Here is a 20159-nt window from a genome sequence, read left to right on the forward strand (position 1 = left end):
GCCGCGCAGCGGCCGGAAGGACCACCGTGCTGACCGCCACCGTCTTCACCGACGCCCCCGACCGTCCGCTGCTGCTGCTCGGCGCGTCCGTCGGCACCTCCGCCGAGACCCTGTGGGGGCGCTGCGCGGCACGGCTCCACGGCCGCTACCACGTGGTCGGTTTCGACCTGCCCGGGCACGGGCGCAGCGCTGCGGCGCCCGCGCCGTACACCGTCGCCGCCCTGGCCGGGGAGGTCCTGGCGCTGGCCGACCGGCTGCGGCCCGGGGAACGTTTCGGCTACGCCGGTGACTCGATCGGCGGCGCGATCGGCCTGCAGCTGCTGCTCGACGCGCCGGAACGGGTCACCGCCGCGGCCCTGCTCTGCACCGGCGCGAAGATCGGCGAGGCGGGCCTCTGGGCGCAGCGGGCCGCGCTGGTGCGAGCCGAGGGCACCGGGGCGGTGGTGGCCGGTTCCGCGGAGCGCTGGTTCACACCGGAGTTCCGCGACGCCCGGCCCGAGGTGGTCGCGGAGCTGCTCGGCGCGCTGCGCGCGACCGACGACGAGAGCTACGCGCGGGCCTGCGAGGCGCTCGCCGCCTTCGACGTACGCGACCGGCTCCCGGAGATCGCCGCGCCGGTGCTCGCGGTGGCCGGCGCGCAGGACCGGCCCACCCCGCCGGACGGCCTGCGGCTGATCGCGGACACCGTGCTGAACGGCCGGCTCGTCATCCTCGACGACGTCGCGCACCTTGCTCCGGCCGAGTCGCCGGAGGTCGTCGCGTTCCTTCTGGACCAGCATTTCGACGAGTCCCGGGCGGCCGGGACGGCGGTCCGCCGGGAGGTGCTCGGCGCGGCGCACGTGGACCGGGCGACCGCCGGGACCACGCCGTTCACCCGCGACTTCCAGGACCTGATCACCCGGTACGCCTGGGGCGAGATCTGGACCCGCCCCGGCCTGGACCGGCGCAGCCGCTCACTGGTCACGCTGACCGCCCTGGTCGCGCTCGGGCACCACGAGGAGCTCGCCATGCACGTGCGGGCCGCCCGCGCCACCGGGCTGTCGGCCGACGAGATCAAGGAGGTGCTGCTGCAGACCGCGATCTACTGCGGGGTGCCGGCCGCCAACACGGCGTTCCGTGTCGCCCAGCGCGTGCTGGACGACCTGGCCGCGGAGTCCGTCCCGGGCGTCGCCGACATGCCCTGACCGCACGGCGCGCGACGGTTGCCAGCGCGGCGGAGACCATCGGTGGGGATAGTGCCGCGACAGCGTTCGTGCGGCGTGGGCGCCGGACGCGGCGGTCCGGCGACCCGGCGCCGTTGCCGGCGATCAGCCGCAGCGGCGTGCGGGCGACCGGGTTGACCGGCACTACGGGCCGGACGAGCTGATCAGCGCGTGGCGGTGACCGCCCGCGCCCTCAGACCGGCTGCTCGACCGGGTGACGCAGGCCCGGGTGCCCGGCCGGCAGCGTGCGCTGGACGACCCACCAGCTGACCGCGAGGCAGGCGGCGACCAGCGGCCAGCTCAGCGCGATCCGCGCGGCGGCCAGCGCGCCGGCCTGGCCGGCGGCGTAGAGCGGGAGGAAGACCGCCACCCGCAGGACGTACTGCAGGACCCACACCCAGCTGGCCCGCGAGTACGCCCGCAGCAGTTGCGGGTCGCGGCGCCAGCGGGTCCGCTGGCCGAGGACCGCGCCGACCACCAGGCCGAGCAGCGGCCAGCGGATCACGATGCTGATCGCCCAGGCGAGTACGCTGGCGCCGTTGCTGAGCAGCTGGAGCAGGAAGAAGTCCTCCGCCCGGCCGGTGCGCAGCGCGATCAGCGCGGCCACGCACACGCCGAGCAGGCCGAGCAGCACCGCGCGGGGCTTGTCGCCGCGCCGCAGCCGCCAGGCGACCACGCCGAGCGCGCAGAGCACCGCGCCGGCCGCGCCGGCCCAGATGGAGTGCAGGAGCAGCCAGCCGGCCAGGTAGCCGGCCGCCGGCCAGGACGCGTCGACGGCCGCGCGCCGGCCGTTGAGCAATTCCGACAGCGATTCCGGCTGCGCCATCCCCACCCGCCCGTTGAAGAGTTAGGTGAGCCTAACCCGGTACGGGCGGGTGGGGCGTTCCGGCCTGTCGGATTGTGACGGGAAACGGGGTGGGGCGGCCTCGTTCCCCAGGCGGCAGCATGTGGAGTCACGACATGATGGGAACGCTCCCATTACATCGACTGTAGCAAGTGTTACGTATCTCGGCGAGCCGTCAGTCCGGTGAGCCGTGAGTCCGGCGAGCCGTCAGACCGGTGAGCCGTCAGACCGCCGCGCAGGTCACCGACGGGGTGCTGGGCGTGCCGGAGGCGATGAAGCCGAAGCTGGTGGACGCTCCGGCCGACAGCGCCCCGTTGTACGCCGCGTTCGACGCCTCGATCCGGTTGCCGCCGGCCGCCACGGTGGCGCCCCACGACTGCTGGACGGTCTGCCCCGTCCCGTAGGTGAGCGTCACCGCCCAGCCCCGTACCGCCGCGCTGCCCGCGGTGACCGTGACGGTGGCCTGGTAGGCGCCCGACCACTGCGACGACACCGACACCGCCGCGCGGCACGCCCCGGCGGGCGCCGGGGAGGTCGAGGACGGCGGGGTCGACGACGGCGTGGACGTGGGGGAGGAGGTCGGCGGCGTGACGCCGCCGAAGTTCACGTCACTGCAGAAGTAGTACGACTGGTCCAGGTGGCTGGCCTGCCAGATGGTGTACACCATGGCCCGGCCGGAGCGTCCCGGCACGCTCACCGGGATGTCCATCTGCACCCCGTTGCTCAGCTGCCGGGTCCACTGTGCCGCCGGGGTGTTGCCGACCTGGCTGACCAGCTCCAGGTCCGACCACTTCAGCGGCTGCGTGACCGGGTTGTAGGACGGCCTGGTCACGTACACCCGGATGTAGTCGGCGCCGTGCCGGGCGCCGTCGAACAGCTGCAGCGTGAACGAGTTCGCGATGGTGGTGGACTTCCAGTCGCCGACCGTGTCCATCGCGGCGTACCGGCCGTTCTGGGTCTTGCCGGCGCTGCACAGCTGCCCGTCCGGGATGGCGGCCTGATGGTTGCCGGCGACCCCCTCACGGAACAGGCCGTTCCAGTTCCACATCGCCTGCGGGTCGGCCTGCCAGGCCTGGTGGCACAGGGGATCCTGGGTCGCCATCTCCGGCGCCTGGAACCTGTCGCCCCAGCGCTCGAAGCAACCGTAGTTGCGCGAGCCCGGGCTCAGCACGTTGCCGTGCGCCGAGGCGGGGGAGCTCGGCGCGACGAGGACGGCGAGGGCGGCGGCCAGGGCGGCCGCCAGGGCACAGATCAGAAACCTTCGGCGTACGGGGTTGGGCATGCGAAGTCAGCACTCCTCCAGCTCGACGGCCGCGCGCGTGGCGACGGCCGGGTTCGGGGACGGCGGAAGCTGCCCGGGCTTCCGTGGGCCGCGTGACTCCAACGGCGGTGCTGTGGCGCCCAGCCTGCCGCGATGATCGAGCAAAGTCAATGCGTACGGTCGCCGAAAATCGGATGCCCGGGCAGCCCCGAGTTCCTAGGTTGTGGGGATGTCCGCCGAAGCCGCCCGCGCCGCCGAGCTCCTCACCCAGCTGTCCAACCCCGCCCGCCTGCGTGCTTTCGCCGAGCTGGTCCGCCGGGGCAAGCAGGGTTCGACCATCGCCGAGATGGCGTTCCACCTCGACGTCGCCAAGCCGGAGGCGGGCGACGCGTGCGGCCGCCTCGCCGCGCTCGGCCTGGCCACCGGCACCGGTGACGGGGTCTTCCGGGCGAAGCCCGAAGCGCTGCGCGAGGCCGCCCAGGCCCTCGTCGCCACCCAGCCGATCACCCCGCTGCTCGGCGAGTACCCGCAGTTGAGAAGCTTCTTCGCGCACGGCCGCCTGACCGGTCTGCCGCCCACGCTCAGCGAGCGTCACCAGCAGCTCGCCGAGCTGCTCGCCCGCTTCCTGGCGGTCGAGGGGGTGCTCACCGAGGACGAGGTCAACCAGCGCATCGCGGTGCTGACCGACGACGTGGCCGCGGTCCGCCGGATGCTGGTCGACACCGGCTGGCTGGAACGCGACCGGGCCGGCACGTCGTACGGCGCCGGCCGCATCTTCGCGGCCTGACCACTCGCGAGCCGGGTGCTGGTCCACCGGACCGGGCCGGCTCTGACAGGATCTCCGCATGACCGTCTCACCCGACCCGTCCGGAATCACCCGGATGCTCGCCGACGTCACCGCCGCGCTGGGCTCGCTCCAGGCCCCGGCCGCGGACACCCCACCCGCGGAGCATGTGCCGATCGAGGGCGCCGGTGCGGCGCTCGACGGGGCGATCGTCGCGACCGCGGCCATGCCGGGCCGGGTGACGTCGCTGGTCTTCCGGCCGACGGTGATGCGGATGGACTCGGCCACGCTCGCCGAGGAGACGATGACCGCGGTCAACGCGGCGCTCGCCGATCTGCAGGCCCGTGCGGCGGGCGCCGGCCGGCCGTCGTTCGAGGCGCTGTCCGGACAGCTCCGGGAAATCCAGGACAGCGCGTCCAGGCAGTTCAGCGCGTTCACCGAGGCGCTGGCCGACGCCCAGCAGCGCATCGCCGAGCGGGGCGGCCGGTGAGCTCGGGCGGCCTGCACATCGCCCCGGAGAGCCTCCAGGCGTCCGGGCGGCGGCTGGGGGCGGTGGCGCACCGATTCGCGTCCGCGCTCACCGCGTTCCAGGCGGAGATCGCGGGCTTCGGCCAACCCTGGGGCAGCGACGACATCGGCTCGCTGATCGGCGCCGCGCACGAGGAGGTGTCGTCGTTCGCCTACGAGTGCTATCAGAGCGCGCTCGGCGAGATCGCCGCCGCCGGCGCCGACCTGTCCGGCATGGCGCTGGCGTATTCCGCGGCCGAGGAGGCGATCGAGCAGCGCCTGCAAACCCTGCGGGCGGAGCTCGGCCGGTGAGCCTGCAACTGCCGGGAGAGCTGGCCTCGCTGCTGGACATGCTGGGATACACCTGGCCTGCGGCCGCCGAGGACCGGCTCTTCGAGATGGGTCAGGCCTGGATCAGGTTCTCCGCGACCATCGGCGACATCGTCGCGGACGCCGACGCGGCCGCGGGTGCGGTGTGGGCGCAGAATGCCGGGCAGGACATCGCCGCGTTCCAGCAGTGGTGGGGCAGCGCGGACAGCCCGGCGCCGGTGCTGACCGACGGCGCGACCGCCGCGGTGCTCACCGGTACCGGGCTGATCATCTGCGGGGCCGTCGTGCTCGCTCTCAAGGTCGCGGTGATCGTGCAACTGACGATCCTGGCGATCCAGATCGCCCAGGCGATCGCCGCGGCCGGGCCGACGTTCGGCGCGTCGTTGCTGGAGATCCCGATCTTCCAGCAGATCACCCGCGAGCTCGTCGGCAACCTGATCCACGAGGCGATCCTCGACCTGGCGGATGCCTGAGGACCGGCTCGGAGCGCCAGCCGTCAGAGGAGGTCTCCGTGCCGCGGATGGAGGCGGTCGTTCCACTGCTCCCATTCGGCGAGAGCGGCCTCCCTGTCCTCGCCCTCGGCGATGAACCCCCAGTAGTCGTCAATCACGGGGCGTACCTCGGCGATCGGGTAGTCGGCTCGCAACACTGCGCGGTAGTCATTGCGCAGTGCGAGGCTTTCCGCGGAAATGGTGACGTGGAAGGCGTTGCCTCGCCATTCCTCCTGCGACTTGCGGCCGGCAGCGACGTCGTCGAGGTCGGCCAGCACATCGAGACACCCCTGCAGGCTCGCCTGGACGTCCCCGGTCAGCCAGAGCCCGAGCACGGTGAACCGGTCGTCCGCCCGATAGTCGACGACCCCACGCTCGTTGAGGTGGAACGAAATTCCGGTCATGCCGTCCTCCGTGGTCCCAGCACCGGATAGCCGTGCCGCAGCGTATCGGTGTCCGGATCATAGAACCCCTCCAGGACGATGCCCCGGAAGGTGCTTTGCCATCGACCCGTTCGCGGATCCTTCACCGCGCCCTCGCGGAAGGCGCGGTCCACGGCGTTGTCGACCTGTTCCGGCGTCCAGTCGTCCGGGAAGAAGGTGCTCTTCTGCTTCAGGTGCCACTCGCCGTTCCTGCGGTTCGCGATGGCGACCTGGCCCTCGTACACGCCGGTACGCTCGTCCCGCTTGGTGACCCTGATCAGCTTGGCGCCCGCCGGGTCGACACCGTTCGGTCGATGGTGGAAACCGGACGCCCTCCCGTCCCGCTCACCCATCAGCGTGTGGCGCAACCGTTCGGCCGGCATCCGCGTGCCGCGAGCGCCGCGGGCTTCTTTCCGCTTCGCGTCCCGGAGATATTCCAGAGCCTGCCGGATGTATCGCCGGGCTCCGCGGCTTCTCGTACTCATCGCACGCCATCCGTGTCGACGGCACCGGCGTCATGACACCGTGTGCGGCCGGGACCGTCCGCCGGGTTCTTCGCGCCGGTTGCCGCCGGGTCGGCGGGGACGCTGCGGTGCGATGCCGCGGGCCGGGCGGCCGGGACGGGACGTGCGGACATCCGGCCTCCTCGATCGACGATGACATGTGCCGCCGAACCGGCCGGTGGCGGGATCGGCCGCGGACGCGGGCCCGGCGGATGCGCCGCCGCCGTGCCCGCGGAAGGTGCGGCTAGGCCGCGTTTCGTAAGTGCGGGCGAGGTGTGACGTGTCCCGGCGTGGCGGTTGTCGATACGAAGTGAGGTCTCCGGTAAACGGGTTAGCGACCAAGCAAACCTGAACCACCGGAGACCTCGTGCCCAGGGTAGCGGCAGCGAGGCGACACGATCTCACCGACGTTCAGTGGGCGGTGCTGGAACCTGCGCTGCCTGCGGAGCCACGGCGAGGCCGTCCGCCGCGATGGACGAAACGGCAGATCATCGATGGGATCCGGTGGCGGGTCCGGGCGGGAACACCGTGGCGGGACGTGCCCGAGGTGTACGCACCCTGGCAGACGTTGTATCGCTGGTTCCGGCGCTGGCAGCGCGACGGGACGTGGGCGAAGATCCTGGCCCGGCTCCAGACCCGGGCCGACGCCGCCGGTGACATCGAGTGGGCGGTGAGCGTCGATTCCACGATCAGCCGTGCCCATCAGCATGCCGCGGGTGCCCGTCGTGATGGTGACCTGCAGAAGGAACCGCCGGGTGGGGTGTTCGCCGAACCCGGCGATCATGCTCTGGGCAGGTCCCGGGGCGGGTTCACCACCAAGACCCATCTGGCCTGTGAGCAGGGTCGTAAGACGCTGTCGACGGTGATCACCGCTGGTCAGCGGGGTGACAGTCCGCAGTTCATCAAGGTCCTGGAACGCATCAAGGTCTATCGGGTCGGTGGTGGCCGGCCCCGTACCCGGCCGGATCTGGTCCTGGCGGACAAGGCGTACACCAGCCGGGGCAATCGCGGGTACGCCCGCCGCCGCAGGATCAGGGTGTGCATCCCGAGCAAGGCCGACCAGGACGCCTACCGCAAGGCCAAAGGCTCCAAGGGCGGGCGTCCTCCGGCGTTCGACCCGGTCGTGTACCGGCAGCGTCACGCCGTGGAATGCGGCATCAACCAGCTCAAACAGAACCGGGCGATGGCCACCCGGTACGACAAGCTTGCCGTCCGCTTCGAAGCCACCGTCACCATCGCCGTCATCAACCAATGGCTCTGATGACCTTTACGAAACGCGGCCTAGGCGGTGGCGGGCGCCGGCTCGGCGGCGGGGCGGCGCCGGGACACCCAGCGCTCGAAGATCAGGGTGGTGAGCGGCGGGATCGAGGCGAGCAGGGCGAAGCCGGTGCGCCAGAGCGACCAGCGTTCGGTCCGGGCGGCCCAGAGGGTCGCCGCGAGGTACGCCACGAACAGCGCCCCGTGGATCCGGCCGAACAGCCACACCCCGGCCTCGGTGGTGTGCGAAACGTGCTTGAGGTACATGCCGACCAGCAGGCCGGCCCACGAGAACGCCTCGGCTACCGCGGTCACGCGGAACACCCGGAACGCTTGCACCCGCCACCCCTTCCTCGATCAGGATCGGGCCCGCACGCTACCGGCCCCCGGTTGAGCGTTTCCTGGCAGGCCGACGGGTGACTCCGACAAAGCGGGGTATTCCGGCGACATCAGCGATGACGACGTGACAAAGGGGGGTTCCGTGCCGGACATCGTGGAGATCATCAAGGAGCAGCACCGTCAGGTCGAGGAGCTGCTGACCCAGGCCGCGGAGGACAGCGCGGACCAGGCCGCGCTGCTCGCGGAGGTGGCCCGGATGCTGCTGCCGCACTCCGAGGCCGAGGAGGACTTCGTCTACCCGACCATCCGGGAGAAGGCGGCGGAGACCGGCGACGAGGTGCGCGACGGCGTCGAGGAGCACCACCAGATCGAGGACATGTTGAAGAACCTGCTCGACGGCAGCCCCGACGATCCCGGCTTCCGCGGCACGATCGCGGCGATCACCGGTGAGCTGCGCCATCACGTGCAGGAGGAAGAGGAGGAGCTGCTGCCGATCCTGGCCGACCGGCTCAGCGACGCCGAGCGCGAGGAGATGGGCCGGCGCTTCGTCGAGGTGACCACCGGCGTGCCGCCGCAGAGCGTGCACGGCGCCGGCCCGGCGGGCGGCGAGACCCGGCGGGAGCTCTACGAGAAGGCCAAGGAGCAGGACATCCCCGGCCGCTCCAAGATGACCAAGGAGCAGCTGGCCGAGGCTGTCGGCGAGGGATGACGGCGCCCGGCGGCCGCCCGGCGGCGCGAGCCGGGCGGCCGCGATGCGCATCGGGCGGACACCGGGCCAGGCGCCGACGATAATGGCCGGGTGGGCGATCTCCCGAGGGAGCGGATGCGACCCTGCCGCCGCTGCGGCCACCCGACCCGGGTGGACCGGATGGTGCAGGGCTACGGCCGCAACTGCGCCGCCCTGCTCGGGCTGATCGGCGGCACGGTGGACACCGGCCATTCCGGACCGGACCTGCTCGACCTGCTCGAGGTCGAGCCGGAGGACTCCTGTGACGGCGGGGACCGCCCGGCCGACAACGATCTGTTCGGCGGCCGGCGGCGGATCGGCCTCACCTGAGACAGCGGTCCGGCGGGTTGCCGGCTCCACCCGGACTTTTCATCGACGTTCATCTGGGTATGCCGGGCTCATGACGTACCGGAAAATCGGCCGCGTCCTGGCGGCCGCCCTCCTCGGCCTCACCCCGGTGGCCGCGGCCACCGGCGACGGAGAAGCACCCGGCGCGCCCGGCCTCGACCAGCAGTTCCTACCCGCCGACAAGGGCGGGCTGATCACCGCGACCGGCACCGCCAGCAGGGTCTGGGCCACCGTGCAGCGCACCGGCGGCCTGGGCGAGATCTTCTACCCCGACCTGGGCACCCCGAGCGTGCGGGCCCTGGATTTCGTCGTGGCGGGCCCGGACGGGCGCGCGGCGCGCGCTGTGGGCGCGGTCACCTCGCTCATCGACCGGCGCAGTCTCAGCTTCGAGCAGCGGCTGACCGATCCGGCGGGCCGGTGGCGGCTGGCCCTGCGGTACGTCACCGACCCGCACCGGGCCACCGTCCTGGTCGACGTGCGCTTCACCGCCGGCCCGGGTCACCGGCTCTACGCGGTCTACGACCCGGCGCTGGCCAACAGCCGCGGTGGCGACGCCGGGCGCACCGACGGCGACGCGCTGCTGGCCTCCGACGGCGGCGTGGCCAGCGCGTTCGTGGCCTCGCCCGGCTTCCGTGCCACGTCCAGCGGCTTCGCCGGGGTCAGTGACGGCTGGACCGACCTGCTCGCCGACGGCCGGATGGACCGGCGCCACCGCCGGGCCGCGGCCGGCAACCTGGTGCAGACCGGTGAGCTGCGCGGCCGGCACACCACGCTGGCGCTCGGGTTCGGCCCGAGCACCCGGGCGGCGCTGTCCGGCGCGCGGGCCGGGCTGCGCCGCGGGTTCGGCGCGCTGGCCCGGGAGTACGCCGCGGGCTGGCACCGCCACCTCGCCGGGCTCCGGCGCCCGCCCGCGGTCGCCGACCGCACGCTCTGGCAGGTGTCCGCGATGGTGCTGGCGGCCAGCGAGGACAAGACGCACCGCGGCGCCTACGTGGCCGCGCCCGGCTCCCCGTGGGCGTTCGGCCGGGACGACCCGTCCGGGCCGTACCACCTGGTCTGGTCCCGCGACCTCTACCAGATCGCGACCGGGCTGCTGGCCGCCGGTGACCGGGCCGGCGCCCAGCGGGCCCTGGACCACCTGTTCACCGTGCAGCAGCGCTCGGACGGCTCGTTCCCGCAGAACGCCCGGCCGGACGGCACCCCGGTCTGGACCGGCCTGCAGTTGGACCAGGTGGGGCTGCCCATCGTGCTGGCCTACCAACTGGACCGTACCGACGTGGCGACCTGGCGGCACGTGCGGCGGGCCGCGGACTTCCTGGTCGGCTTCGAGCAGGACGGCAACCGGGCGCCGTGGAGCCCGCAGGACCGGTGGGAGAACCAGTCCGGGTACTCCCCGGCCACGATCGCCGCGCAGATCGCCGGCCTGGTCTGCGCGGCGTCGATCGCCCGGGCCAACGGCGACGTGGACGCGGCCGGGCGCTACCTGCGTACCGCGGACTCCTGGCGGGCGCGGGTCAAGGCGTGGACGGTGACCGGCACCGGACCGTACTCCGCCGAGCCGTACTTCCTGCGGCTGACCAAGGACGGGCAGCCGGACCGGGGCAGCAGGTACGACATCGGCGACAGCGGCCCGTCCGGCGTCGACCAGCGCCGGGTGGTCGATCCCGGCTTCCTGGAGCTGGTCCGTCTCGGCGTGCTCGCGGCCGGCGATCCGGTCGTGCGCAACTCGCTGCGCGTGGTGGACGCTCAACTGGCCGCCGGGCCGTACGGGCACCGCGCCTCGTTCGACGGTTACGGTGAGAAGGCCGACGGCAGCCCGTGGGACTACCCGCTCCCGGCCGACTCGCGGATCACCCGCGGCCGGGCCTGGCCGCTGCTCAACGGCGAGCGCGGCGAGTACCTGATCGCGGCCGGCGACCGGGCCGCCGCCGGCCGGCAGCTCGCGCTGCTGGCGGGCACCGCCACGGGCGGCCGGATGCTGCCCGAGCAGGTCTGGGACCAGTACCCGCCGAACCGGCCGCTGGGCACCCCGAGCACCTCGGCGATGCCGCTGGCCTGGACACACGCCCAGTACCTGCGGCTGGCCGCCGACCTGGCCGCCGGCCGCCTGCTGGAACAGCCGCGCGCCGTCGCCGACCGCTACCTGCGGTGAGCGGCTCGCCGACGCTGCGGCCGGGTCCGTCGGGTCGTTGTTGACCGCTGTCTGCGGTGGGCGGCTCGCCGACGCTGCGGCCGGGTGCGCCGGGTGCGTCGGGTCGTTGTTGACCGCTGTCTGCGGTGAGCGGCTCGCCGACCCTGGGCCGGGTGCGTCGGGTCGTCGCTGACCGCTACCCGCGGTGAGCGGCTCACCGGCCCTCGGCTGACCGGCCGGGGACCGGCGCGACCGCTACCCGGGGTGCGCGGCCCCGCCGGTCCCCGGCTGGAACGGCCGGGCGGCGGCGGTGGCCACCTCGGGTGACCGGCCCGTCCCGGCCGGCGGTGGGCCGTCGCGGCCGGTCGCGGTCAGGACCCCCAGGCAGCCGCAGAGCGTCAGCGCCACCGCGATGATCAGCAGGATCACGGTCAGCGCCAGGCCCGGGTACCGCTGCGGCGGCGGGCCCAGCGCGCCGCGCAGGAACGCCAGCAGGGGAGCCCGGTACTCCAGCTCGGCGGTGTGGTCCGGGAGGGCGACGACGGTGGCCTCGGCGGCGCCGAACCGGGCCGGGGAGTACGGCACGTGTACGTGCACGTGGTGCTCGCCGAGCGCCACCGGGGTGGTGACCCGGCCCCAGCTCGCGGGCACGGCGCGCCCGTCGATCTGCAGCACCGGGGTGAAGCGGCCGAGCGGGAAGGCGAGCGGCGCGTACCGCATCGTGACGGCGATGGTCGCGCCGCCGTCCCCGCGCGCCGCGTCGATCGGCGGGAAGCCGGGCGAGAAGGGCCGACACGGCGGCGCCAGGATGGCCACGCTGCTCCTTCTTCGAGAGTCCGCCGAAGCAGGATATGCCCGCGCGCCCGCCGGCGGAAAGGCCCCTCCGTCCATTGTGGATATAGACGAGGCATGATCCAGGTAGGATGGGTTCCGTGACGAGTGAGCAGGTGGACGCGCAGACCGTCTCCCCGGCCCGCCGGTGGAACTACTGGCTGGGCGGCAAGGACCACTACCAGGTGGACCGCGACTCCGGGGACCTGATCGCCAAGGCGTACCCGGCGGTCTGGACGGCGGCCCGGGAGGGTCGCGCCTTTCACAACCGGGTGGTCCGGCACCTGGCCGGGGCGGCCGGGATCCGCCAGTTCCTGGACATCGGCACCGGCCTGCCCGCGCCGGGCAACACGCACGAGGTGGCCCAGCAGATGGCCCCGGACGCCCGGGTGGTCTACGTCGACAACGACCCGATGGTGCTGGCGCACGCCCGGGCGCTGATGATCGGCGGCGCCACCACGTACGTCGACGCCGATCTGCGTGAGCCGCAGCGGATCCTGCGCTCGGCCGAACTGAACGCGACCGTCGACCTGTCCCGCCCGGTCGCCATCCTGCTGATCAACGTGCTGCACTTCATCGAGGACGACGCGCAGGCCCGGGCGGTGATCCGGACCCTGCTCGACGCGGTCGCCCCGGGCAGCTACCTGGTCGCCACGAACGGGACGACCGATTTCGTGCCGCCGGAGGTCGCCGCCCGGGTCCAGGCCAGCCAGGCCGGCGGCCGCGCCGAGCTGTGGCCGCGCACCCGGGAGGTGTTCGCCCGGTTCTTCGACGGACTGCGGCTGGTCGATCCGGGCATCGTCGCGGTCTGCGACTGGCGCCCGGACCGCGCGGACCGCCCAGCGCCGTCCGAGGTCTCCACCTGGGGAGGGGTCGGGCTGCTCGGATAGGTGACGGGAGAGTTCACATCGGCGGGCATCCGCGTGATCGTCCCGTAACGCGAGGGATAGAGTCCCTTTCGGGTGCCGAAATGCCTCAACCTCGGGAGACAACTCATGACTAAGACACCGGTCACCGTCACCGTGACGGGCGCAGCCGGCCAGATCGGCTACGCGCTGCTGTTCCGCATCGCCTCCGGCCAGCTGCTCGGCGCGGACGTGCCGGTACGCCTGCGCCTGCTGGAGATCCCCGCCGCGGTCCGGGCCGCCGAGGGCACCGCGCTGGAGCTCGACGACTGCGCGTTCCCGCTGCTGGCCGGGGTCGACGTGTTCGACGACCCGAAGGCCGCCTTCGACGGCGTCAACGTGGCGCTGCTGGTCGGCGCCCGGCCGCGGACCAAGGGCATGGAGCGGGGCGACCTGCTCGAGGCCAACGGCGGCATCTTCAAGCCGCAGGGCGCCGCGATCAACGCGGGCGCCGCCTCGGACGTGCGGGTCCTGGTGGTCGGCAACCCGGCCAACACCAACGCCCTGATCGCGCAGAGCCACGCGCCCGACGTGCCGGCCGACCGCTTCACCGCGATGACCCGGCTGGACCACAACCGCGCTCTCGCCCAGCTCGCCAAGAAGCTGCAGGTTCCGGTCTCCGAGCTGCGCAAGGTCACCATCTGGGGCAACCACTCCGCCACCCAGTACCCGGACGTCTTCCACGCCGAGGCCGCCGGCCGCCCGGTCAAGGACCTGGTCGACCAGGCCTGGCTCGCCGACGAGTTCATCCCGCGGGTCGCCAAGCGCGGCGCCGAGATCATCGAGGTCCGGGGCGCGTCCTCGGCCGCGTCGGCCGCCTCGGCCGCGATCGACCACGTGCACACCTGGGTCAACGGCACCGCCGAGGGCGACTGGACCTCGGCCGCCATCGTCTCCGACGGGTCGTACGGCGTGCCGGCCGGCCTGATCTCCTCGTTCCCGGTCGTCTCCCGGGACGGCCGGTGGGAGATCGTCCAGGGTCTGGAGATCAGCGAGTTCTCCCGCTCCCGCATCGACGCCTCGGTGGCCGAGCTGCAGGAGGAGCGCGCCGCGGTGCAGGGCCTCGGCCTGATCTGAGGCCACCTCGACGGCGGGCGGCCCGGACGGCGGGCCGCCCGGCGCCACGGTCTCGTCCGGGTGACCCCGCCGCCGGGCGCCGGTGACATCGGCGAGCCGGTGCGCCACGATCCGCGCGCTGACCTTGCACGATGGTCGTACGCTGCCTGGCAAGATCGCCTGGAGACGGGTTTTCAGGGTTCGCCCAGGCGGCCCTGTTAGTTTCCCGATAAACGGGCTGACGAAGCACAGGAGAGCATCGTGGTCTTCAAGAAGTTGCTGGGCGCCATGGGGGTCGGTGGCCCGAGCGTCGACACCGTGCTGGCCAACCCGAGCACCTATCCGGGCGCGCCGCTGACCGGCCAGGTCAACCTGGTCGGCGGCACGCAGGACGCGGACATCGAGCACATCACGCTCGCCCTGGTCACCCGGATGGAGGTGGAGGGCGGCGGCGGTGACTACTCGGCCACCGGCGACTTCCACCGGGTCACCGTGAGCGGCCCGATGCGCCTGCAGGCGGGCCAGCAGCTGTCCCTCCCGTTCCGCATCGACATGCCGTGGGAGACGCCGGTCACCACGGCCTACGGTCAGCAGCTGCGCGGCATGGTGATGGGCGTGCGCACCGAGCTGGCCATCGCTCGGGCGCTGGACAAGGGCGACCTCGACCCGGTCTACGTCCATCCGCTGCCGATCCACCAGCGCATCCTGGACGCGTTCGGCCAGCTCGGGTTCCGCTTCAAGTCCGCCGACCTGGAGTACGGCCAGATCTTCGGCGTTCACCAGACCCTGCCGTTCTACCAGGAGATCGAGTACTGGCCGGCCCCGCAGTACGCGCACGCCGTCAACGAGGTCGAGCTGACCTTCGTGACCAGCCCGCACCAGGTCGAGGTGGTGCTGGAGTTCGACAAGCGCGGCGGGCTGCTGCACAGCGGCCAGGACACCTACGGCCGGTACACGGTCGCGCACAGCGACGCGGACACCACCGACTGGCGGTCGGTGGTCGACGGCTGGGTCCGCCAGGCGGTCGAGCGGCACACGTCCCGTCCGGCGTACGGCGCGCCGGGCTACCCGCCGCCCGGCTACGGCCACGGCGGTGGGTACGGCCACCACGGCCACTACCGGCACGGGCACGGGCACGGCAGCGGTCTCGGCGGGGCGGCGCTCGGCGCGGTGGGCGGCCTGGCGGCCGGCTACTTCGTCGGCGAGGCCGTCGAGGAGGCCTTCGAGGACTTCGGCGGGGACGACTGACGGGTCGGGCTTGACCGGGCGGGAGCGCAGTGGCGCTCCCGCCCTTTTCGTTTCCCGGGGCGCCGGACCACCCGATCTATATCCCACTCACCCTATGGGAAATGTATGTGGTCTGGGTCACAAAGATGCTGACGCGGCGTCGGGAGCCGTTTACGTTCCTAGGCATGAACCGGAGCAAGCGCCTCACCCGGCGCCGCTTCGTCGACCACCTCCAGGTGTGCACCTGCGCCTGTTGAGCGGGTGACGGCGCGGCGCCACCGCCCGCCGTCCGACCACCTCTGGCACAGCCGAGCCGCGCATCGACGCTCGGTCGCTCCGCTGTGCCCGTACGGGAAAAAACGCCTCGCTCCGGCGGCCTTCCGATGAACCTCGAAGGAGTTTCTGCATGACCACCCGCCGCTCCACCCTCGCCCTGCTCGGCGCCGCGGTCCTGAGCGCCTCCGGACTCTCCGCATGCGGCGACGGTGACGCCGCGGCGGCCGGCAGACAGGCCACCGAGCTGCGATATCAGGGCAGCGTGGGCACCGTGACACCGGCCGAGCTGGCCGAGGACCTCGGCTACCTCGGCGACGTGAAACTCAAGTGGATCGGCAACACGATCAGCGGCCCGCAGGACATCCAGGCCGCCACCACCGGCGACATCGACTTCGGCGGCGCGTTCAACGGCGCGATCGTCAAGCTCGCCGCCAACCGGGCGCCGATCAAGGCGGTGATCGGCTACTACGGCGTGGACAAGGACAGCTACATCGGCTTCTACGTCCTCGACGGCAGCCCGATCACGTCGCCGAAGGACCTGATCGGCAAGAAGATCGGCGTCAACACGCTCGGCGCGCACGCCGAGGCGATCACCAAGACCTACCTGTCCAGGGCCGGCCTCAGCGACGCCGAGATCCAGCAGGTCGAGCTGGTCGTGGTGCCGCCGGTCAACACCGAGCAGTCGCTGCGCCAGAGGCAGATCGACGTCGCCCAGCTCGGCGGCACGCTGCGCGACAAGGCCCTCGACCGGGGCGGCATCCACCCGCTCTACACCGACTTCGAGCTGCTCGGGCCGTTCACCGCGGGCAGCTACGTGTTCCGCGAGGACTTCCTGAAGAAGAACCCGGACACCGTCAAGACCTTCGTCTCCGGCGTCGGCAAAGCCATCGAGTGGTCCCGCAGCACGCCCCGCGAGCAGGTGATCGCCCGATTCCGGCAGATCCTCGCCGAACGCGCCCGCAACGAGGACGACAGCCAGCTGAAGTACTGGAAGAGCTACGGCGTCAACGGCAGGGCCGGCGTGATCGAGGAGAAGGAGTTCGCCACCTGGATCGAGTGGCTGACCGGCACCGGCGAGCTCAAGGGCAAGAACGTCGAAGCCACCGACATCTTCACCAACCGGTACAACACCGCCGCCGGCGGTGCCGCATGAAGATCGTCCTGCAGGGCGTCGGCAAGAGGTTCCGCGGCGTCACCGCCCTCGACAACGTCGACCTGACGGTACGGGCCGGCGAGTTCCTGGTCATCGTCGGCCCCAGCGGCTGCGGCAAATCCACCCTGCTCGACCTGCTCGGCGGCCTCACCGAGCCGACCAGCGGCCGGATCCTGGTCGACGGCGAGCCGGTCACCGGCCCCGGACTCGACCGCGGCATCGTCTTCCAGCAGTACGCCCTGCTGCCCTGGCGCACCGCCCAGGGCAACGTCGAGTTCGGTCTCGAAGCCAAACACGTGCCCCGCCGGGAGCGTGCCGGACGGGCCCGCGAACACCTGGACCTGGTCGGCCTGACCGGATTCCACGACCGCTACCCGCACGAGCTCTCCGGCGGCATGAAACAGCGCGTCGCCATCGCCCGCAGCCTCGCCTTCGACCCGGACGTGCTGCTGATGGACGAGCCGTTCGCCGCCCTCGACGCGCAGACCCGCGACGGCCTGCAGGACGAGCTGCTCAAGATCTGGGAGAAGACCGGCAAGACCGTCGTGTTCATCACCCACGGCATCGACGAGGCGGTCTACCTCGGACAGCGCGTCGCCGTGATGACCTCCCGGCCCGGGCGCATCAAACAGGTCGTGGACGTGCCCCTCGACGCCCGGTCGGCCACCGAGGACCTGCGCTCCGACCCGGAGTTCGCACGCTACCGGCACGAGATCTGGACGCTGCTGCGCGACGAGGTCAGCAAGGCCCGTACCGAGGAACTGGAGGCCTCCCGTGGTTAGCGTCCCGCTGCCGGCCGCGCCGGCGATCCGCCTGGTCCCGTTCCTGCGATCGACGCTCACCAGGTCGGCCGGGATCCTGCTGCTCGCCGCGATCTGGGAGATCCTCCCCCGCCTCGGCGTGGTGGACTCCACCTTCCTGCCACCGCTGTCCGAGGTCCTGGCCGCCTGGTGGGACCTGGCGCGCTCCGGGGAACTGCTGGACCACACCCGGGCCAGCCTCACCCGCTCGCTGTCCGGCTTCGCGCTGGCGATCGTCGCCGCCATCCCGCTCGGCCTGCTGATCGGCTGGTACCGACCGGTGGCGAACCTGCTCACCCCGCTGCTGGAGGTCTTCCGCAACACCGCCGCGCTGGCCATCCTGCCGGTCTTCGTGCTGATCCTCGGCCTCGGCGAGACCTCCAAGATCGCGATCATCCTGTACGCCTGCGCCTGGCCCATCCTGCTCAACACGGTCAGCGGCGTACGCACCGTCGACCCGCTGCTGATCAAGTCGGCGCGCTCGCTCGGCCTCGGCCCGCTGCGCCTGTTCCAGAAAGTCGTCCTGCCCGCCGCGGTGCCGACCGTCTTCACCGGCATCCGGCTGGCCGGGGCGTACTCGATCCTCATCCTGATCGCCGCCGAGATGGTCGGCGCCAAGGCCGGGCTCGGCTACCTCATCAACTACGCCCAGTACAACTTCGCGGTCCCCGACATGTACGCCGGAATCATCACCATCTCCGGCATCGGCCTGATCGTGAACCAGCTCCTGATCCTCACCGAGCGCCGCTTCTCCACCTGGCGCACCAACTAGAAGGGTTCCCGCCATGACCATCGACATCACCCGCATCGGTGGCCGCATCGGCGCCGAGGTCTCCGGCGTCGACCTAAAGCTCTCGATCGACGACACCACCGCCAAGGAGATCCACGACGCGCTGGTCGAGCACAAGGTGCTGGTCTTCCGCGGCCAGCACCTCGACGACGAACAGCACCAGCGCTTCGCCTCGATCTTCGGCCCGCTCACCCTCGCACATCCGACCGTCCCGTCCGTCGACGGGCAGGCCAACGTGCTGGAGGTGGCCGGCGGGCCGGGCGCCCGGGCCAACGCCTGGCACACCGACGTGACCTTCGTGGTCGCCCCGCCCAAGGCCACCACGCTGCGCAGCCTGGTCGTCCCGCCGTACGGCGGCGACACCCTGTTCGCCAACACCGCCGCCGCCTACACCGACCTGCCCGAACACCTGCGGCTGCTGGCCGACCGGGCGTGGGCGGAGCACTCCAACGAGTACGACTACGCCGAGCACCCGCAATTCCGCTCGACGGAGGTCGAGGAGTACCACCGGGTCTTCGTCTCGACCCGGTACCGCACCGCGCACCCGGTCGTGCGGGTCAACCCCGACTCCGGGCTGCCGAACCTGTTCATCGGCAACTTCGTCACCGGCATCATCGGCCTGTCCAAGACCGAGTCCCGGGACGTCCTGCGGCTGCTGCAGCACTACGTCACCCGGCCGGAGAACACCCTGCGGCACCGGTGGCAGGTCGGCGACCTCGTCGTCTGGGACAACCGCAGCACCCAGCACTACGCCGCCGACGACTACGGCGACCTGGCACGTAAGCTGCACCGGGTGACCGTGGCCGGCGACGTCCCGGTCGGCCTGGACGGCGCCAAGAGCTACATCCTCGAGGGCGACGAGGCCACCCACTACACCCCGCAGGTGCAGTGATGACCCGGCCACTGCACCTGAACGCCTTCCTGATGAGCGTCGGGCACCACGAGGCCGCCTGGCGGCTGCCGGAGAGCGACCCGTACGCCGACGTCGACGTCGAACACTTCAAGAACCTCGCCCGGATCGCCGAGCGCGGCAAGCTCGACTCGGTGTTCCTCGCCGACGGCCCGGTGCTCTGGGACCAGGTCGGCCGCCGCCCGTCCGGCGTGCTCGAACCGACCGTCCTGCTCACCGCGCTGGCCGGGGCCACCGAGCGGATCGGCCTGATCGCCACCGCCTCCACCACCTACAACGAGCCGTACAACCTGGCCCGCCGGTTCGCCTCGCTGGACATCATCAGCGGCGGCCGGGCCGGCTGGAACATCGTCACCACCGCCGGCCTGGACGCGGCCCGCAACTTCAACCTCGACCACCTGCCCGCCCACCGGGAGCGCTACGAGCGCGCCGCCGAGTTCGTCGACGTCTCGCTCAAGCTGTGGGACTCGTGGGCCGACGACGCCGTGCTCGCCGACAAGGCGAACGGTGTCTGGGGCGACGCTGCCAAGATCTACCCGCCGGCGCACTCCGGGCGGTTCTTCCGGGTCGCCGGAGCGCTCAACGTCCCGCGCTCCGCGCAGGGGCGCCCGGTGCTGGTCCAGGCCGGCTCCTCGGCGAACGGCCGCGACTTCGCCGCGAGATACGCCGAGGCCGTCTTCACCGCCCACCAGACCCTCGCCGACGCCCAGGAGTTCTACACCGATCTCAAGCGGCGCGCCGCGGAACACGGCCGCGACCCGGAGCACGTCAAGATCCTGCCCGGCATCGTCCCGATCATCGGCGCCTCGGCCGCGGAGGCCCGGGAGAAAGAGGCCGAGCTGAACCGGCTGATCCGCCCGGACTACGCGCTGCCGCAACTAGCCACATTGCTCGGAATCGATCCATCGGAATTGCGGCTCGACGCGCCGCTACCCGAGCACCTGCCGGACGAGGACGAGATCGAAGGCCAGAAGAGCCGCCGTACCCTGGTGGTCAATCTCGGTCGCCGCGAGAAGCTCACGGTCCGCCAGATCATCGCCCGCCTCGGCGGCGGCCGCGGCCATC

23 protein-coding genes (1 of these 23 only partly in view) are annotated in these 20159 nt (G+C 72.1%); 17 read left to right on the forward strand and 6 right to left on the reverse strand.

Annotated features, from left to right (window positions below; all coding sequences use genetic code 11):
* Positions 1–26 precede the first annotated feature (26 nt).
* Entirely contained in the window at positions 27–1184 is a 1158-nt protein-coding gene (pcaDC, locus tag ACTEI_RS11150; protein WP_122977579.1) for a bifunctional 3-oxoadipate enol-lactonase/4-carboxymuconolactone decarboxylase PcaDC, read from the forward strand.
* Between the two features lie 211 nt (positions 1185–1395).
* On the opposite strand, the gene ACTEI_RS11155 is transcribed toward pcaDC, so the two are convergent.
* Both ACTEI_RS11155 and ACTEI_RS11160 read right to left on the reverse strand, forming a co-directional pair.
* Entirely contained in the window at positions 1396–2028 is a 633-nt protein-coding gene (locus ACTEI_RS11155) for a DUF3159 domain-containing protein (RefSeq protein WP_122982075.1), read from the reverse strand.
* A gap of 241 nt (positions 2029–2269) precedes the next feature.
* Complete coding sequence (locus tag ACTEI_RS11160) at positions 2270–3328, reverse strand: lytic polysaccharide monooxygenase auxiliary activity family 9 protein (RefSeq protein ID WP_122977580.1); 1059 nt, start codon at positions 3326–3328, stop codon at positions 2270–2272.
* 208 nt (positions 3329–3536) lie between these two features.
* Here ACTEI_RS11160 and ACTEI_RS11165 point away from each other — a divergent pair, with 208 nt between their 5' ends.
* The 4 genes from ACTEI_RS11165 to ACTEI_RS11180 are packed head-to-tail and all read left to right on the forward strand — an operon-like array spanning position 3537 to position 5401.
* A complete protein-coding gene (locus ACTEI_RS11165; protein ID WP_122977581.1) occupies positions 3537–4094 on the forward strand; it encodes a DUF2087 domain-containing protein in 558 nt (185 codons plus the stop codon).
* Between the two features lie 58 nt (positions 4095–4152).
* Positions 4153–4581: a YbaB/EbfC family DNA-binding protein gene (locus tag ACTEI_RS11170; protein WP_122977582.1), complete on the forward strand. Its 429-nt coding sequence runs from the start codon at positions 4153–4155 to the stop codon at positions 4579–4581.
* Positions 4578–4910 carry a hypothetical protein gene (locus tag ACTEI_RS11175; RefSeq protein WP_239082298.1) on the forward strand — a complete coding sequence of 111 codons (333 nt, stop codon included), beginning with the start codon at positions 4578–4580 and terminating at the stop codon, positions 4908–4910. Before ACTEI_RS11170 ends, ACTEI_RS11175 begins: the two co-directional genes overlap by 4 nt.
* Positions 4907–5401, forward strand: coding sequence for a WXG100-like domain-containing protein (locus tag ACTEI_RS11180; RefSeq protein ID WP_122977583.1), 495 nt, complete (start codon positions 4907–4909; stop codon positions 5399–5401). The genes ACTEI_RS11175 and ACTEI_RS11180 overlap by 4 nt, the downstream gene beginning before the upstream one ends.
* Positions 5402–5424: 23 nt before the next feature.
* Here ACTEI_RS11180 and ACTEI_RS11185 read toward each other — a convergent pair whose 3' ends face one another.
* Both ACTEI_RS11185 and ACTEI_RS11190 read right to left on the reverse strand, forming a co-directional pair.
* Entirely contained in the window at positions 5425–5823 is a 399-nt protein-coding gene (locus tag ACTEI_RS11185) for a hypothetical protein (protein ID WP_122977584.1), read from the reverse strand.
* Entirely contained in the window at positions 5820–6224 is a 405-nt protein-coding gene (locus ACTEI_RS11190; protein WP_164465913.1) for an EndoU domain-containing protein, read from the reverse strand. Before ACTEI_RS11190 ends, ACTEI_RS11185 begins: the two co-directional genes overlap by 4 nt.
* 487 nt (positions 6225–6711) lie before the next feature.
* On the opposite strand from ACTEI_RS11190, the gene ACTEI_RS11195 reads away from it, so the two are divergent.
* The gene (locus ACTEI_RS11195) at positions 6712–7605 is read left to right on the forward strand and encodes an IS5 family transposase (RefSeq protein ID WP_122975831.1); all 894 of its coding nucleotides are present in this window, start codon (positions 6712–6714) and stop codon (positions 7603–7605) included.
* A 20-nt stretch (positions 7606–7625) separates the two neighbouring features.
* Here ACTEI_RS11195 and ACTEI_RS11200 read toward each other — a convergent pair whose 3' ends face one another.
* Positions 7626–7916, reverse strand: a complete 291-nt coding sequence (locus ACTEI_RS11200; RefSeq protein WP_392390165.1) for a DUF3817 domain-containing protein — start codon at positions 7914–7916, stop codon at positions 7626–7628.
* A 166-nt stretch (positions 7917–8082) separates the two neighbouring features.
* On the opposite strand from ACTEI_RS11200, the gene ACTEI_RS11205 reads away from it, so the two are divergent.
* The 3 genes from ACTEI_RS11205 to ACTEI_RS11215 all read left to right on the forward strand — a co-directional run bounded on the left by ACTEI_RS11205 (position 8083) and on the right by ACTEI_RS11215 (position 11167).
* Complete coding sequence (locus ACTEI_RS11205) at positions 8083–8649, forward strand: hemerythrin domain-containing protein (protein WP_122977587.1); 567 nt, start codon at positions 8083–8085, stop codon at positions 8647–8649.
* A 90-nt stretch (positions 8650–8739) separates the two neighbouring features.
* Positions 8740–8997, forward strand: a complete 258-nt coding sequence (locus tag ACTEI_RS11210; protein ID WP_122977588.1) for a hypothetical protein — start codon at positions 8740–8742, stop codon at positions 8995–8997.
* A 70-nt stretch (positions 8998–9067) separates the two neighbouring features.
* Positions 9068–11167, forward strand: coding sequence for a glycoside hydrolase family 15 protein (locus ACTEI_RS11215; RefSeq protein ID WP_122977589.1), 2100 nt, complete (start codon positions 9068–9070; stop codon positions 11165–11167).
* A gap of 234 nt (positions 11168–11401) precedes the next feature.
* Here ACTEI_RS11215 and ACTEI_RS11220 read toward each other — a convergent pair whose 3' ends face one another.
* On the reverse strand, positions 11402–11962 hold the full coding sequence (locus ACTEI_RS11220) for a hypothetical protein (RefSeq protein WP_239082760.1): 561 nt from the start codon (positions 11960–11962) through the stop codon (positions 11402–11404).
* Positions 11963–12069: 107 nt separating this feature from the next.
* On the opposite strand from ACTEI_RS11220, the gene ACTEI_RS11225 reads away from it, so the two are divergent.
* From ACTEI_RS11225 to ACTEI_RS11265, 8 genes are all read left to right on the forward strand, one after another.
* Complete coding sequence (locus tag ACTEI_RS11225) at positions 12070–12867, forward strand: SAM-dependent methyltransferase (protein ID WP_122977590.1); 798 nt, start codon at positions 12070–12072, stop codon at positions 12865–12867.
* Between the two features lie 105 nt (positions 12868–12972).
* Positions 12973–13959, forward strand: coding sequence for a malate dehydrogenase (locus ACTEI_RS11230; RefSeq protein ID WP_122977591.1), 987 nt, complete (start codon positions 12973–12975; stop codon positions 13957–13959).
* A gap of 240 nt (positions 13960–14199) precedes the next feature.
* On the forward strand, positions 14200–15186 hold the full coding sequence (locus ACTEI_RS11235) for a sporulation protein (protein WP_122977592.1): 987 nt from the start codon (positions 14200–14202) through the stop codon (positions 15184–15186).
* A 385-nt stretch (positions 15187–15571) separates the two neighbouring features.
* Complete coding sequence (locus tag ACTEI_RS11245) at positions 15572–16594, forward strand: ABC transporter substrate-binding protein (RefSeq protein ID WP_122977594.1); 1023 nt, start codon at positions 15572–15574, stop codon at positions 16592–16594.
* Positions 16591–17376, forward strand: a complete 786-nt coding sequence (locus ACTEI_RS11250) for an ABC transporter ATP-binding protein (protein ID WP_122977595.1) — start codon at positions 16591–16593, stop codon at positions 17374–17376. Before ACTEI_RS11245 ends, ACTEI_RS11250 begins: the two co-directional genes overlap by 4 nt.
* On the forward strand, positions 17369–18166 hold the full coding sequence (locus ACTEI_RS11255) for an ABC transporter permease (RefSeq protein WP_122977596.1): 798 nt from the start codon (positions 17369–17371) through the stop codon (positions 18164–18166). Before ACTEI_RS11250 ends, ACTEI_RS11255 begins: the two co-directional genes overlap by 8 nt.
* A 13-nt stretch (positions 18167–18179) precedes the next feature.
* Entirely contained in the window at positions 18180–19076 is an 897-nt protein-coding gene (locus tag ACTEI_RS11260; protein WP_122977597.1) for a TauD/TfdA dioxygenase family protein, read from the forward strand.
* Positions 19076–20159 carry the 5' portion of an LLM class flavin-dependent oxidoreductase gene (locus tag ACTEI_RS11265; RefSeq protein WP_122977598.1) on the forward strand. 251 nt of this gene lie beyond the right edge of the window, so 1084 of the gene's 1335 nt are visible here — the first part of the coding sequence; the start codon lies at positions 19076–19078; its stop codon lies off the right edge, out of view. Before ACTEI_RS11260 ends, ACTEI_RS11265 begins: the two co-directional genes overlap by 1 nt.

The organism is Actinoplanes teichomyceticus ATCC 31121, from assembly GCF_003711105.1.
GTDB lineage: Bacteria > Actinomycetota > Actinomycetes > Mycobacteriales > Micromonosporaceae > Actinoplanes > Actinoplanes teichomyceticus.

What these genes read in the sequence shown, in the direction of transcription:
- ACTEI_RS11165 (WP_122977581.1), top strand. Translation starts at nt 3,537, where the DNA reads ATGTCCGCCGAAGCCGCCCGCGCCGCCGAGCTCCTCACCCAGCTGTCC.
- ACTEI_RS11155 (WP_122982075.1), bottom strand. Translation starts at nt 2,028, where the DNA reads ATGGCGCAGCCGGAATCGCTGTCGGAATTGCTCAACGGCCGGCGCGCG.
- ACTEI_RS11170 (WP_122977582.1), top strand. Translation starts at nt 4,153, where the DNA reads ATGACCGTCTCACCCGACCCGTCCGGAATCACCCGGATGCTCGCCGAC.
- ACTEI_RS11215 (WP_122977589.1), top strand. Translation starts at nt 9,068, where the DNA reads ATGACGTACCGGAAAATCGGCCGCGTCCTGGCGGCCGCCCTCCTCGGC.
- ACTEI_RS11190 (WP_164465913.1), bottom strand. Translation starts at nt 6,224, where the DNA reads ATGCCGGCCGAACGGTTGCGCCACACGCTGATGGGTGAGCGGGACGGG.
- ACTEI_RS11245 (WP_122977594.1), top strand. Translation starts at nt 15,572, where the DNA reads ATGACCACCCGCCGCTCCACCCTCGCCCTGCTCGGCGCCGCGGTCCTG.
- ACTEI_RS11160 (WP_122977580.1), bottom strand. Translation starts at nt 3,328, where the DNA reads ATGCCCAACCCCGTACGCCGAAGGTTTCTGATCTGTGCCCTGGCGGCC.
- ACTEI_RS11230 (WP_122977591.1), top strand. Translation starts at nt 12,973, where the DNA reads ATGACTAAGACACCGGTCACCGTCACCGTGACGGGCGCAGCCGGCCAG.
- ACTEI_RS11260 (WP_122977597.1), top strand. Translation starts at nt 18,180, where the DNA reads ATGACCATCGACATCACCCGCATCGGTGGCCGCATCGGCGCCGAGGTC.
- ACTEI_RS11185 (WP_122977584.1), bottom strand. Translation starts at nt 5,823, where the DNA reads ATGACCGGAATTTCGTTCCACCTCAACGAGCGTGGGGTCGTCGACTAT.
- ACTEI_RS11225 (WP_122977590.1), top strand. Translation starts at nt 12,070, where the DNA reads ATGGGTTCCGTGACGAGTGAGCAGGTGGACGCGCAGACCGTCTCCCCG.
- ACTEI_RS11250 (WP_122977595.1), top strand. Translation starts at nt 16,591, where the DNA reads ATGAAGATCGTCCTGCAGGGCGTCGGCAAGAGGTTCCGCGGCGTCACC.